The organism is Pseudomonas sp. BN414, from assembly GCF_029871275.1.
Classification (GTDB): Bacteria; Pseudomonadota; Gammaproteobacteria; order Pseudomonadales; family Pseudomonadaceae; genus Metapseudomonas; species Metapseudomonas resinovorans_C.
Genome location: NZ_SSOL01000073.1, coordinates 194721 through 208548, shown reverse-complemented (window position 1 = coordinate 208548; position 13828 = coordinate 194721). Strand labels below are relative to the sequence as shown.

The window sequence follows — 13828 nt, the reverse complement described above, 5'->3', positions numbered from 1 at the left end:
AACGGATTCGGTAGCAAGATACACATCCGTTCGATAACCGCACGAATAGTCGATTATCGGATTGTCCAGGGTGGGGCCGGGGAGTACTTTTTCCTCACCCGGCGCCCCAAACGCCCTGGATAACAACACGAGATCGACCATGGCTGAAATCATTTCCCTCCGCGAAGCCGTCGAACGTTTCATCAACGACGGCGACAAAGTAGCCCTCGAGGGCTTCACCCACCTGATTCCTACTGCCGCTTCCCACGAAATCATTCGCCAGGGCAAGAAAGACCTGCACGTGGTGCGCATGACCCCCGACCTGGTCTATGACCTGCTGATCGGCGCTGGCTGCACCCGCAAGTTGACCTTCTCCTGGGGCGGCAACCCCGGCGTGGGTTCGCTGCACCGCCTGCGTGACGCCGTCGAGAAGCAGTGGCCGAATGCCCTGGAAATCGACGAGCACAGCCATGCCGACCTGGCCAACTCCTATGTCGCCGGCGCCTCGGGCCTGCCGTTCGCCGTGCTGCGCGCCTACGTCGGTTCCGACCTGCCCAAGGTCAACCCGAACATCAAGTTCATCCAGTGCCCGTTCACCGGTGAGCAACTGGCTGCCGTGCCTTCGGTCCGCCCGGACGTGACCGTGATCCATGCCCAGAAAGCCGACCGCAAGGGCAACGTGCTGCTCTGGGGCATCCTTGGCGTGCAGAAGGAAGCGGCCCTGGCAGCCAAGCGCTGCATCGTCACCGTCGAAGAAATCGTCGACGACCTGAACGCGCCGATGAACGCCTGCGTCCTGCCCACCTGGGCTCTGACCGCTGTTTGCCACGTTCCCGGTGGCGCCCATCCGTCCTACGCCCACGGCTACTACGAGCGCGACAACCGCTTCTACCAGGCCTGGGACCCGATCGCCCGCAACCGCGAAACCTTCACTGCCTGGATCGATGAGTACATCCGCGGCACCAAGGATTTCAGCGAATTCCAAGCCAAGATTGCGGAGGCCAAGTGATGAGCTCCTATACCACCAATGAAATGATGACCGTGGCGGCTGCCCGCCGCCTGAAGAATGGCGCCGTCTGCTTCGTCGGCATCGGCCTGCCGTCCAAGGCCGCCAACCTGGCGCGCCTGACCTCGTCCCCGGACGTGGTGCTGATCTATGAATCCGGCCCCATCGGCGCCAAGCCGAGCGTGCTGCCGCTGTCCATCGGCGACGGCGAACTGGCCGAAACTGCCGACACCGTAGTGCCCACCGGCGAAATTTTCCGCTACTGGCTGCAAGGTGGTCGCATCGACGTCGGCTTCCTCGGTGCCGCCCAGGTGGACCGCTTCGGCAACATCAACACCACCGTGATCGGCGACTACAACAGCCCGAAAGTGCGCCTGCCGGGCGCGGGCGGTGCCCCGGAAATCGCCGGTTCCGCCAAGGAAGTGCTGATCATCCTCAAGCAGTCCCATCGCACCTTCGTCGACAAGCTGGCCTTCATCACCTCCGTCGGCCACGGCGAAGGCGGTGACCACCGCAAGCAGCTGGGCCTGCCCGGCAAAGGCCCGGTCGCGCTGATCACCGACCTCTGCATCATGGAGCCGGAAGCCGGCACCAACGAATTCATCGTCACCTCGCTGCATCCGGGCGTAACCCGCGAGCAGGTGATCGAGAACACCGGCTGGGCCATCCGCTTCGCTGCCGATGTGTCCGAGACCCAGGCTCCGAACGAGACCGAGCTGACCGCGCTGCGCGCCCTTGAGGAACGCACCGCCGCTGCCCACGGCCAGCAAGGGGGGGAGGAATGAGTCACGAGGTCTACATCTGCGACGCCATCCGCACGCCCATCGGCCGCTTTGGCGGTTCGCTGGCACCGGTTCGCGCCGACGACCTGGCCGCCGTGCCGATCAAGGCCCTGGTGGAGCGCAATCCCCAGGTCAAATGGGAACAGCTGGATGAGGTCTTCCTCGGCTGCGCCAACCAGGCCGGCGAGGACAACCGCAACGTCGCGCGCATGGCGCTGCTGCTGGCCGGCTTGCCGGACAGCATTCCGGGCGTGACCCTGAACCGCCTGTGCGCTTCGGGCATGGACGCAGTGGGCACCGCCTTCCGCGCCATCGCGTCGGGCGAAATGGAACTGGCTATCGCTGGCGGCGTGGAATCCATGTCCCGCGCGCCCTATGTGATGGGCAAGGCCGACAGCGCCTTCGGCCGCACCCAGAAGATCGAAGACACCACCATCGGCTGGCGCTTCATCAACCCGCTGATGAAGGCCCAGTACGGCGTCGATGCCATGCCGCAAACCGCGGACAACGTGGCTGATGACTACCAGGTTTCCCGTGAAGACCAGGACCTGTTCTCCCTGCGCAGCCAGCAGCGTGCCGGTCGCGCTCAGGCCGAAGGCTTCTTCGCCGAGGAAATCGTTCCGGTGGTGATCAAGGGCAAGAAGAGCGAGACCGTGGTCGACCAGGACGAACACCTGCGTCCGGACACCACCCTCGAAGCCCTGGCCAAGCTGAAGCCGGTCAATGGTGAAGGCAAGACCGTCACCGCTGGCAACGCCTCTGGCGTGAACGACGGTGCCGTGGCGCTGATCCTGGCTTCCGCCGAAGCGGTGAAGAAGCACGGCCTGACCCCGCGCGCGAAAGTGCTCGGCATGGCCAGCGCCGGCGTTGCGCCGCGCGTGATGGGCATCGGCCCGGTTCCTGCCGTGCGCAAGCTGATGGAGCGCCTGAACCTGGCCATCGGCGACTTCGACGTGATCGAGCTGAACGAAGCCTTCGCCGCACAGGGCCTGGCCGTGATGCGTGAACTCGGCATCGCCGACGACAGCGACAAGGTCAACCCCAACGGCGGCGCCATCGCCCTCGGTCACCCGCTGGGCGCCAGCGGCGCGCGTCTGGTCCAGACCGCCCTGCACCAGCTGGAGAAATCCGGCGGCAAGCTCGGCCTCGCGACCATGTGCGTAGGCGTCGGCCAAGGCCTGGCCATCGCCATCGAGAAGGTCTGACAGGCTACTGCGCTTGCCGGAAATGGCTGACCTGTAGGATGGGTAGAGCCTGCGAAACCCATCAATGCGACACCGCATGGGTTTCGCTCCGCTCGCGGATCGCCGCCCGACCCATCCTACGGCTAGATCTCGCACCACTGGCTCGCAAGGGCCAGCTGCTATAAAACGAAACACCATCCCGATTTCTGGAGCACTGGCTTGAATAGCCCGAGCAACCAACTCTTCGACGCCTACTTCACCCAGCCTGCCATGCGTGCGGTGTTCTCCGACCAGGGCCGGGTGCAGGGCATGCTGGACTTCGAGGCCGCGCTGGCCCGTGCAGAGGCGTGCGTCGGCCTGATCCCCGGCGACACCGTCGCGCCCATCGAGGCAGCCTGCAAGGCCGAACACTACGACTACTCCGCCTTGGCCCAAGCCATTGCCACGGCTGGCAATTCCGCCATTCCGCTGGTCAAGGCCCTCGGCAAGCGGGTCGCGGCCAAGAGCACGGACGCCGAACGCTATGTGCATCTGGGCGCCACCAGCCAGGACGCCATGGACAGCGGCCTGGTACTGCAATTGCGTGCTGCCACCGAGCTGCTGGAGCAGGACCTTGCTGGTCTGGCCGAAGCCCTGGCGGTCCAGGCCGAACGCTTTGCCGATACGCCGCTGGCCGGTCGCACCTGGCTGCAGCAGGCTACGCCCGTCACCCTCGGCATGAAGCTGGCCGGGGTGCTGGGCGCCGTCACCCGTCATCGCCAACGCCTGGCCGAACTCAAGCCGCGCCTGTTCTGCCTGCAGTTCGGCGGCGCGTCCGGTAGCCTGGCTGCACTGGGCGATCAGGCCTGGCCGGTGGCCGAAGCGCTGGCCCGCGAACTGGACCTGAATCTGCCGGACCAGCCCTGGCACACCCAGCGCGACCGCCTGGTGGAGTTCGCCAGCCTGCTCGGCTTGATCGCCGGCAGCCTCGGCAAACTGGGGCGGGACCTGAGTCTGCTGATGCAGACCGAAGCCGGTGAAGTCTTCGAACCGTCCGCGCCCGGCAAGGGTGGTTCGTCCACCATGCCGCACAAGCGCAATCCGGTGAGTGCCGCCGTGCTGATCGGCGCCGCCACTCGTGCGCCGGGCCTGGTGTCCACGATGTTCGCCGCCATGCCCCAGGAGCACGAGCGCAGCCTCGGCCTGTGGCACGCCGAATGGGAAACCCTGCCGGAGCTCTGCTGCCTGGTATCCGGTGCCCTGCAGCAGGCGTTGTTGGTGGTGCCCGGCCTGGAAGTGGACGCCGCGCGCATGCGCCGCAACCTCGACCTGACCCAGGGCCTGGTGCTGGCCGAAGCGGTGAGCATCGCCCTTGCCCAGCGCATCGGCCGTGACGCCGCCCATCACCTGGTGGAGCAGTGCTGCCGCCAGGCGGTGAAGGAGGGCGCTCACCTGCGAGCCGTGCTCGGCGCCAATGCCGAAGTCAGCGCACAACTTTCCGCCGCCGAGCTAGACCGTCTGCTCGATCCGGCCCATTACCTCGGACAGGCGCGTCGCTGGGTCGAACGCGCTGTTACCGATCACAAGCATTTTTCGCGTTAGGAGATTTACATGCCTGCCGTACGTCTCGCCGATGGCGACCTGAACTACCTCCTCGAAGGCCCGGCCGGTGCGCCGGTGCTGGTGCTGTCCAACTCCCTGGGCACCGACCTGCATATGTGGGATGTCCAGATCCCGGCCTTCACCCAGCACTTCCAGGTGCTGCGCTACGACACCCGTGGCCACGGCAAGTCTCTGGTCAGCGAAGGTCCCTACAGCATCGAGCAACTGGGCGGTGACGTGCTGGCCCTGCTGGATGCGCTGGACATCGAGAAGGCGTACTTCTGCGGCCTGTCCATGGGCGGCCTGATCGGCCAGTGGCTGGCCATCAACGCCCCCGCGCGCATCGAGCGCCTGGTGCTGTGCAACACCGCCGCCAAGATCGGCGCCCCCGAAGTCTGGAACCCGCGCATCGACACTGTGCTGTCCGGCGGTGCCCAGGCCATGCGTGATCTGCGCGATGCCTCGATCTCCCGCTGGTTCACCCCGGATTTCGCCGAGGCCGAGCCGGCCAAGGTCGAGCCCATCGTCGGCATGTTGGCGCAAACCTCGCCCGAGGGTTACGCCGCCAACTGCGCCGCCGTACGTGATGCCGACTACCGCGAGCAGCTTGGCCGCATCAGCGCGCCGACCCTGATCGTATGCGGCAGCGGCGACCCGGTGACCACCACCGAGCACGGCCGCTTCATGCAGGAGCGCATCGCCGGTGCCGAGCTGGTGGAGTTCCATGCCGCGCACCTGTCCAACGTGCAGGCTGGCGATGCCTTCAGCCAGCGCGTGCTGGCGTTCCTCACTGCCTGACTATTGATGTAGGAGCGAGCTTGCTCGCGAAGCGGTTCGCGAGCAGAGCCCGCTCCTACGAGGACTTCGAGATGGACGAGAAAGAACGCTACGAAGCCGGCATGAAGGTGCGCCGCGCAGTGCTGGGCGACGCCCACGTTGACCGCAGCCTGCAGAACCTGACGCCGTTCAACGAAGAGTTCCAGGAAATGATCACCCGCCACGCCTGGGGTGATATCTGGACCCGCCCCGGACTGCCGCGCCATACCCGCAGCCTGGTCACCATCGCCATGCTCATCGGCATGAACCGCGAAGGCGAGCTGAAGCTGCACCTGCGCGCCGCAAAGAACAACGGCGTGACCCGCGACGAGATCAAGGAAGTGATCATGCAGAGCGCCATTTACTGCGGCATCCCCGCCGCCAATGCCACCTTCCACCTGGCCGAAGCCGTGTGGGATGAGCTGGGCGTGGAATCGCTGCAAGGCTGATCTGCGCAACACCCGAACGCCGCCCGGACCACGCATCCGGGCGGCGTTTTTTGTTGGGAGTGGTGTGTGTTTCGCTCTCTCTCTATGTAGGGGCGAATTCATTCGCCAAGGGCAACGCAGTTGCCCCAAATTGGGCAGACCTTCGGCCTGCATCGCGATTGAAATCGCCCCCACAGGTTAGGTACCGGACCGCACATCGGAACAGGCATCCACCTTGTGGGGGCGAATTCATTCGCTAAGGGACGCGCAGCGTCCTCATCAAGCATCCCACTCCGGCGCAAACTCCGGGCTGACCACACGCTTATCCTTCGGCAGGGCGGCGATCAGGGCGCGGTCCTCATCATCGAGCTGCACCTTGAGGGCATCCAGGTTCGACTGCTGGTTCGCGATGCTGGAAGCCTTTGGAATGGCGGCGACGCCGTCCTGCTCCAGCAGCCACTTCAATGCCACCTGGCTGGGCAGGGCGCCGTGCTTTTCGGCGATCTGCCGAATCGCGGCCTGCTCCGCCGCCAGCCCACGGGCAAGTGGGGTGTAGGCGGTCAGGGCCAGGCCTTTGCTGCGGGCATAGTCCAGCAGGCGCTGCTGGTCGAGCAGGACGTGGTACTCGACCTGAATGGCGGACAGCGGCGCGCCAAGGTCATCCACCACCTGGCGCAGCAGGCCCAGGGGGAAATTGGCGACACCGATGCAGCGCGCCTTGCCTTCATCGCGCAGGGCCACCAGGGTTTCGATGCTGCGCGGAAGGTCCCAGTCCCTGGCCGGCCAATGGATCAGGAACAGGTCCACCTGCTCGGTGCCCAGGGCACGCAGGCTGTCCTCCAGCGACTGGCGCATGGCGGCCGGCTGCAGCTTGTCCCACCAGACCTTGGTAGTCAGATGGATGGATTCGCGAGCCACATCACTCTGGCGCAGGGCTTCACCCACGGCTGCCTCGTTCTCGTAGGCGGGCGCGGTATCGATGTGGCGGTAGCCCAGCTCCAGGGCCTGGCGCACGGCACGGGTGCATTCCTCGCCCGTCATGGGCCAGGTGCCGAGGCCGAGCTGGGGCATGTTCAGTCCCTGGGCGGTGGTGAGATTCCGCATGGATGACTCCTTGTTTGTGGATAGAAGCTTGCTCATTGGGGGATGCCTGCCGCATGGCGGCCGGCGATGTAGCCGAAGGTCATGGCCGGGCCCAGGTTGATGCCGCCGGAGGGGTAGTGCCCGCCCAGCACGCTGGCCATGTCGGTACCTGCTGCATAGAGCCCGGGAATCGGTTGGCCGTTCCCGTCCAGTACCCGCGCCTGTCCATCGGTGCGCAGGCCGGCGAAGGTTCCGAAGCAGCCTGGCTGGACCTTCACCGCATAGAACGGGCCGTGCTCGATCGGCGCCACGCAGGGGTTGGAACCCTTATGCAAGGCGTCCCCATTGCGGCGATTGAAGGCGGTGCTGCCACGCCCGAACTCCGGGTCTTCGCCGTGGCGGGCATGGTGGTTGAACGCAGCGACGCTGGTGGTCAGCCCTGCTGGGTCGATGCCACAGGCTTGCGCCAGTTCGACCAGGGTTCTGCCGCGCTTGAGGTAGCCATTGCGCAGGTGCGGCCAGAGCGGCACAGGTGCGGGGCGGGCGAAGCCCAGGCCGTAGCGGCGCTGGAAGCGATGGTCACAGATCAGCCAGGAGCAGCTTTCCTCGCCTTCCGGAATAGCCTTGTTCATGGCGTCCACATAGTCGTAGTAGCCGCCGGCTTCGTTGACGAAGCGCTTGCCGTTGCTGAGAACGCCGATGATCCCGGGCTTGCCGCGATCGATGATGTGGGGGAAGTGGCCAAAGGTGCCGTTGGGGTAGGGCACTCGGGATACCGGCGCCCAGGCCACGGGAGAACGCAGGTCGTCGGCCACTACACCGCCGACGGATTCACCCAGACGCAGGCCGTCGCCGGAACAGGACGCCGGGGGTAGGGCAAGATTGTCGTGACCACTGCGGTCGCGAGGGAACATAGCCTTGCGTCGAACCGGGTCGTTGGGGAAGCCGCCGGCTGCCAGCACCACGGCCCTGGCATGGATGGTGACCTCTATGCCGTCCCGCTCGATCACCGCGCCACGAACGCTGCCGCCTTCGACGATCAGTCGCCGCGCCGGCGACGATTCCACCAGTTGCACGCCGAGGTCGTTGGCCGACCGGGCCAGGCGTGCCACCAGTGCAACGCCGTTCACGAGGTGCATGGCGCGTCCATAGCGGGCCAGGTGGTAGAGATGGGTGAGGAAGCGCCGCGTCACATGGACGAAGGCACGTGGTGAGCGGGTCATGCCGAGGAAGGCGGCCAGGTCGGCCCCGGCCATGATCGGCATGCCCATGAAGGACGTTTCACGCATGGTCTTGCGCAGGCGTGGCAGCAGGTTGCCGACTTCGCGACCGTCATAGGGCGCGGCGATCACCTGGTGACCACCGCTGGCGGCGCCGGGCGTGTCTCCGTGCATGTCGGGAATGCCGTTGCCATCGACGAACTGCAGCGCGGTGTGCTGCTCGAAGAAGCTCACCATGTCCGGGCAGGTTTCGAGGAAGGCATCCACCAGTTCCGGTCGGAATTGCTCGCCCAGCTCATTGCGCAGGTAGGCGCGCGGCTGCTCGATGTCTTCCTCGATACCGGCACGCCGGGCCAAGGGATTGCGCGGCACCCACATCCAGCCGCCGGACCAGGCCGTGGCGCCGCCGAACACCGGTTCCTTCTCGACGAGGATTACCTTCTGGCCGTGATGGGCGGCGGTGACGGCGGCGGCAAGACCCGCGGCGCCAGAGCCGATGACCAGCAGATCGCAGTCGAGGTGGTTGGGAACAGAGCGTGCGGCAGGCATGTCGGATTAACCTCAAATACTGGAACCATGTTCCGTATTCTATTGATGGTATCTCCGGTGACCAAGGCCGGGGTGGTGCAAGTGGCCGGTCAGCGAACATAAAAAAGCCCGCCAGATGGCGGGCCGAGGGAGGTGAAGCACGCTTACCCAAAGGATCAGAGGATCGACAGCGGATAGCTGATGATCAGGCGGTTCTCGTCGAATTCGTTGTTGCTGAAATCACGGCGGATGCTCGCGTTGCGCCAGCGCACATTGAGCGCTTTGAACGCACCGCTCTGCACCGTGTAGCCGAGTTCAGTCTCGCGCACCCATTCCTTGCCGTCGGTCACTGTGCCCACCTGCGCGTCCTCGCCGCTGATGTAGCGGTTCATCAGGGTCAGGCCGGGCACGCCGAGTGCGGCGAAGTTGTAGTCGTGACGGACCTGCCAGGACTTCTCCTTGGCGTTGTCAAAGCTGGAGTTGTAGCTATCGTTGGCCAGGGTGCCGCCGCTGGTGCCGTTGACGCGCATCCAGGCATCGTCGCCGCTGACTTTCTGCAGGCCGACGTAGAAGGTGTTGCCACCGTACTTGGCCGACAGCAGCGCGGACCAGGTGCGGTTGTCGAGGTCGCCGGCCAGGGCGTTGCCGTTCTCCTTGCCGTTGAAGTAGCCGAGGTTGGCGCCCAGGGTCCAGTCGCCGACGGGCTGGCTGTGCATCACCTGCAGGTACTGCTGCTGGTAGATGTCTTCCAGTTCGGCGTACCACAGGCCGACCAGGGTGCGCTTCTCGTTGAAGGCGTATTCGCCGCCGGCGAAGTTGAAGCGGTCGGAAGTGAAGGCCGCGCGGCCGTTCATCGACATGTCTTCCATGCTCGCGTCATTGCGCGGGCTGTTCTGACGGAACTGGCCACCGTAGAGCGTCAGGCCGTCGATCTCCTGGGAGGTGACCTGGCCGCCCTGGAAGGTCTGCGGCAGGGAGCGACCATCGTCCGAACGCAGGATCGGCAGCACCGGCATCCACTCGCCGACCTTCAGCTCGGTCTTCGACACGCGCATCTTGCCGGCCACTGCCAGGCGGCCGAAGTCGTCGGCGGGACGGCCGTCGTCATGCACCGGGAGCAGTTGGGTGCCACGGGTGCCCTTGCCACCATCGAGCTTCACCGAGAGCAGGCCGAGCATGTCGACACCAAAGCCCACCGGCCCTTCGGTGAACCCTGACTTGGCATCGAGGATGAAGTTCTGCGTCCATTCCTCGGCCTTTCCTTGCGGGTAGGTCGGGTTCACGAAGTTGCGGTTGATGTAGAAGTTGCGCAGGTTCAGCGTGGCCGTGGCGTCCTCCACGAAACCGTGCTCATCGGCAGCCAGTGCGGGCAGGGCTGCCAGGGAAACGGCGGCGGCGAGGATGCACGGGATAAAGGATCGGGCCTGGCGGCGGGTGGAATTCATGCTCGTTCTTGCCTCTGTGATTGTTGTTTTCGGGTGCGCAAAAGCCCCTTCGCGGCGCTTGCGCGAATACAGCTCAGGGTTGGATTTGCGGCTGGCGTCAGCGGGCTTTGCGGCGCTCGATCAGGCGTGCGACGCAGCGTTGCAGCCGATCGCCCAGGCCTTCACCGCTGGCCAGCTGGACCAGGGCAACGGAGGCGAAAGGGGAAGCGCAATCGAAGGACGGCCCGGGAATGGGCGACGAGGCATTGGGTGTGGATGACTGGAGCATCGTGGTCGACCTTTCTTGTATTTATGTCGGTAGAAGGCGAGGCGTTGCTGGGGATCGCAGGCTGGTTGCGGCAACGCCTCGCACCTGGGATCGATAGTGAAATCCACCAGCCTTGCGTTCAATCGGTCGAAAGCGCTTTTGTTCGATCATCGAACGAAAACTAACCGTTCCGTACATTTATTGCGTCGACTTACGTGAAACCACGGTCGAGGTTCCAGGTTTCTTAAGGACGGCGTTGTCTTCTAGAATCGGCGGATATTCCAGAGGACCCTCTCCCATGGCCGGTAGCCAGATCGAACGCGCCTTCAGCCTCATCGAACGTCTTACCAGCGACCCACGCGGTCTGCCGATGCAGACCCTGGCCGACGAGTTGCAGATTCCCAAGAGCGCCACCCACCGCATGCTGGCTGAGCTGATCCGCCTCGGTTACGTGCGCCAGAACGAGGAAAACAGCCGCTACCAGCTGTCCACTCGCCTGGTGGCCATGGCGTTCCGTTACCTCGCCAGCAGCGGCGCCGACATCGTCCAGCCGATCCTCGATCGCCTGGCCCAGGAGACCGGTGAACTGGTGCGCCTCGGGGTCATCGACGGTGATCGCCTGACCTGGATCGTCAAATCCCAGGGTGCGCGTTCCGGCCTGCGTTACGACCCTGACATGGGGCGCGATGCACCGCTGTTCTACACCGCCTCCGGGCATGCCTGGCTGGCCAGCCTGAGCGATGCCGAAGCGCTGGTCCTGGTGGAACGTCAGGGCGTGGCTGACCGCCAGGACTTCGGGCCCAACGCCCCGCGCTCCAACATCGAACTGCTGGAGCATCTGCGCCTTGCACGCGAGCATGGCTACGCCTGGGTGGTGGAAAGCTCCTCGGTTGGCATGTCGGCCCTGGCCGCAGTGGTGCGCGATCCGCGTACCGCCAGGCCCATCGGCGTACTCAGCGTCGCCGGCCCCACCGCACGCCTTCCAGAGGCGCGCATGCATGAGGTTGCGCCGCAGCTCCTGGCGGCGGTGGAAGAGCTCACTGCAGCGAGCCAGGCATCCGAGTTCTTCGTCTGAGCACGGGCACCCATTTCGGTTCCGCGTGCTGTCTTGTGGGAGCGAATTCATTCGCGATTGGCAGCGCAGCTGCCACGGGCCCAGAAGGGCAGACCTGCGGCCTGCTTCGCGATTGAAATCGCTCCCACATAGCCCTCCAGCACTCCCAGCTCCGCAACGGCGAATCAGCCTCGTCGACTAGTCGAATTTTCTTCTTGAGATTATTTGGAACTAGGTTCTAAATATTGCAAATCCAATTGTGGAACTGGATTCCGAGAAGAACATGACTGACCGAATTTTCTCCCTCGCCGCGCTCACCGTCCTCGAACTCTCTCCGCCTGAAATGGTGGAAGTGGCCGCCCGTGCCGGCTACAGCCATGTCGGTCTGCGGCTGGTGCCCGCCACACCCGAGGAGTATCACTTCCCGCTGGTGGCCGACGCAGGACTGCGCCGCCAGACCCTGGATCGCTTGCGTGATACCGGCGTGCGGGTAATGGACATCGAAATACTCCGGCTCAAGGCGGAAACCCGCGTGGCCGACTTCGAGGCCGTGCTTGCAGCGGGCGCCGAGTTCGGCGCCACGGAGGTGCTGGTGGCCGGTAACGACGGTGACGAGGCGCGCCTCACCGACAACTTCGCGGCTTTCTGCGACCTGGCTGCGCGCTTTGGTGTTCATCCGAGCCTGGAGTTCATGCCCTGGACCGACGCGCGTGATCTGACCCAGGCACTGCGCATCGTGGAGTCGGCCGGGCGGGAAAACGGTGCAGTGCTGGTGGATGCGTTTCACTTCAATCGCTCGGCCTCGCGCCTTGAAGACCTCGCCAGGGTCGCGCCGGAGCGCCTGCGCTATGCGCAGCTCTGCGACGTGGCCGGCCCGCGCCCGGACGACATGGACGAAATCCTTCGCCAGGCGCGCAATGAGCGGCGTTTCCCCGGCGACGGCGACAGCGATCTCCTCGGCCTGCTGCGGACTTTGCCGGCGAACATTCCCCTCAGCCTGGAAATCCCCACGCGCCAGCTCATGGAGCAGGGCGTGAGCGCCCAGGTGCGTGCGCAGATGGCGCTGGACAAGGCGCGCACGCTGCTCGAACGCATCTGAGATTTCACCCCTTCACGCGGCCGGCTGGGCCGCGTCTTTTTTTGAGTGACCCATGAGTACGAATGCCCCTTTATCCGGAGCCAACCAACCGCTGCGGGGCATCCTGCTGGTGGTGTTGGCCACCTTCCTCTTCGCCGGGCATGACGCCCTATCCAAGTTCCTCGGCGGCCTGTACCCGGTCGTCATGGTCGTCTGGGCTCGTTACCTGGTGCACACGCTGCTGATGGCCGGCATTTTCCTGCCCCAGTCCGGCCTGCGCGTCCTGCGAACCAGGCGCCCGGTATTGCAGGTGATGCGCGCGTTGAGCCTGCTCAGCACCAGCCTGCTGTTCACCGCCGGGCTGCAATACATTCCCCTGGCCGAGGCGACGGCGGTCAACTTCCTCGCGCCAGTGCTGGTCACCGCGCTGTCGGTGCCGCTGCTCAAGGAGAAGGTAACCCTGGGGCAGTGGCTGGCGGTGGTGATGGGGTTCGCCGGTGTGCTGGTCGTGGTGCATCCCGGCGGCGAGCTGTTCACGCTGGCCATCCTGTTCCCGTTCTGTTCGGCGCTGGGGTTCTGCTTCTATCAGGTGCTCACGCGCAAGGTTGCGGCCCACGACAGCCCGACCACCAGCAACTTCTTCGCCGGCCTGTGCAACACCCTGGCGATGAGTGCGCTGGTGCCATTCTTCTGGCAGGTGCCGACCCTGGGCCACGGCCTGCTGATGCTCGCGCTGGGCGGAGCTGGGATGACGGCGCACCTTCTGTTAACCCAGGCTTTCCGTGTCGCTGCACCGGCGCTGCTGGCACCGTTCGGCTACTGCCAGATCGTGTTCGCCGGCTTGCTGGGGTTCCTGATCTTCTCGCAGATGCCTGACACGACCAGCCTGGTGGGAATCGCCATTATCTGCCTGAGCGGATTGGGCGCGGGGTGGATGCAGCGGGGTAGGTGAGGGCTGCGTGCCAGTTGTGGGAGCGGTTTCAACCACGATGAGTTTGCTCCTACAGGGCAGGGCTGCGCCCTGCTTAGCGATTGAAATCGCCCCCACAGGACTGTGCCAAAGGTGAGCCGTGAGCCACCCCACGCCCGCGTGCGGGAGAGGGGCTGTGGGGGTGAGGGTTGCCACCGGCTGGCACGGTGCCTGGTCAATCTCGCGAATAAATTCGCTCCTACAAAAAAGGGCAGGACTACGCCAGAGGTGAGCCGAAAGTCACCCCTCGCCCGCGTGCGGGAGAGGGGCCGGGGGAGAGGGCTGCCACCGGCTTGCTTGGTGCCCAGTCTTTTCGCGAATGAATTCGCCCCTACAGCACTGTGCTAACGGTGAGCCAACAGTCACCTCTATCGGATCGGTATAAACAGAAAAGGCCCCTACGGGGCCTTCTCTCTTTAGCAGCGGG

13 protein-coding genes are annotated in these 13828 nt (G+C 65.0%); 9 read left to right on the top strand and 4 right to left on the bottom strand.

From position 1 onward, the window contains the following. Window positions 1-139 precede the first annotated feature (139 nt). From E8E95_RS20980 to pcaC, 6 genes are all read left to right on the top strand, one after another. Complete coding sequence (locus E8E95_RS20980) at window positions 140-988, top strand: CoA transferase subunit A (protein WP_179058349.1); 849 nt, start codon at window positions 140-142, stop codon at window positions 986-988. After that, on the top strand, window positions 988-1770 hold the full coding sequence (locus tag E8E95_RS20975) for a CoA-transferase subunit beta (protein ID WP_280353621.1): 783 nt from the start codon (window positions 988-990) through the stop codon (window positions 1768-1770). The genes E8E95_RS20980 and E8E95_RS20975 overlap by 1 nt, the downstream gene beginning before the upstream one ends. Next, entirely contained in the window at window positions 1767-2972 is a 1206-nt protein-coding gene (pcaF, locus tag E8E95_RS20970; RefSeq protein ID WP_280353619.1) for a 3-oxoadipyl-CoA thiolase, read from the top strand. The genes E8E95_RS20975 and pcaF overlap by 4 nt, the downstream gene beginning before the upstream one ends. Before the next feature lie 198 nt (window positions 2973-3170). After that, the gene (locus E8E95_RS20965; protein ID WP_280353618.1) at window positions 3171-4532 is read left to right on the top strand and encodes a 3-carboxy-cis,cis-muconate cycloisomerase; all 1362 of its coding nucleotides are present in this window, start codon (window positions 3171-3173) and stop codon (window positions 4530-4532) included. A gap of 9 nt (window positions 4533-4541) precedes the next feature. Further along, on the top strand, window positions 4542-5330 hold the full coding sequence (pcaD, locus tag E8E95_RS20960; RefSeq protein ID WP_280353617.1) for a 3-oxoadipate enol-lactonase: 789 nt from the start codon (window positions 4542-4544) through the stop codon (window positions 5328-5330). Between the two features lie 71 nt (window positions 5331-5401). Next, window positions 5402-5797, top strand: coding sequence for a 4-carboxymuconolactone decarboxylase (gene pcaC / locus E8E95_RS20955; protein WP_028628006.1), 396 nt, complete (start codon window positions 5402-5404; stop codon window positions 5795-5797). A gap of 258 nt (window positions 5798-6055) precedes the next feature. Here the strand turns inward: pcaC and E8E95_RS20950 are convergent, their stop codons facing one another. From E8E95_RS20950 to E8E95_RS20935, 4 genes are all read right to left on the bottom strand, one after another. Then, window positions 6056-6880 carry an aldo/keto reductase gene (locus tag E8E95_RS20950; RefSeq protein ID WP_280353615.1) on the bottom strand — a complete coding sequence of 275 codons (825 nt, stop codon included), beginning with the start codon at window positions 6878-6880 and terminating at the stop codon, window positions 6056-6058. 32 nt (window positions 6881-6912) lie between these two features. Beyond that, a complete protein-coding gene (locus E8E95_RS20945; RefSeq protein ID WP_280353614.1) occupies window positions 6913-8628 on the bottom strand; it encodes an FAD-dependent oxidoreductase in 1716 nt (571 codons plus the stop codon). Window positions 8629-8783: 155 nt separating this feature from the next. Continuing rightward, window positions 8784-10052, bottom strand: a complete 1269-nt coding sequence (locus E8E95_RS20940; RefSeq protein WP_280353612.1) for an OprD family porin — start codon at window positions 10050-10052, stop codon at window positions 8784-8786. Between the two features lie 97 nt (window positions 10053-10149). Then, complete coding sequence (locus E8E95_RS20935; protein ID WP_280353610.1) at window positions 10150-10320, bottom strand: hypothetical protein; 171 nt, start codon at window positions 10318-10320, stop codon at window positions 10150-10152. A 277-nt stretch (window positions 10321-10597) separates the two neighbouring features. On the opposite strand from E8E95_RS20935, the gene E8E95_RS20930 reads away from it, so the two are divergent. From E8E95_RS20930 to E8E95_RS20920, 3 genes are all read left to right on the top strand, one after another. Then, window positions 10598-11374 (top strand): IclR family transcriptional regulator, encoded by a 777-nt coding sequence (locus E8E95_RS20930; protein ID WP_280353608.1) that lies wholly within the window; start codon window positions 10598-10600, stop codon window positions 11372-11374. 262 nt (window positions 11375-11636) lie between these two features. Beyond that, window positions 11637-12452, top strand: coding sequence for a sugar phosphate isomerase/epimerase (locus tag E8E95_RS20925; protein ID WP_280353607.1), 816 nt, complete (start codon window positions 11637-11639; stop codon window positions 12450-12452). 52 nt (window positions 12453-12504) lie between these two features. Further along, on the top strand, window positions 12505-13383 hold the full coding sequence (locus E8E95_RS20920) for a DMT family transporter (RefSeq protein WP_280353605.1): 879 nt from the start codon (window positions 12505-12507) through the stop codon (window positions 13381-13383). The last annotated feature ends 445 nt before the right edge of the window (window positions 13384-13828 follow it).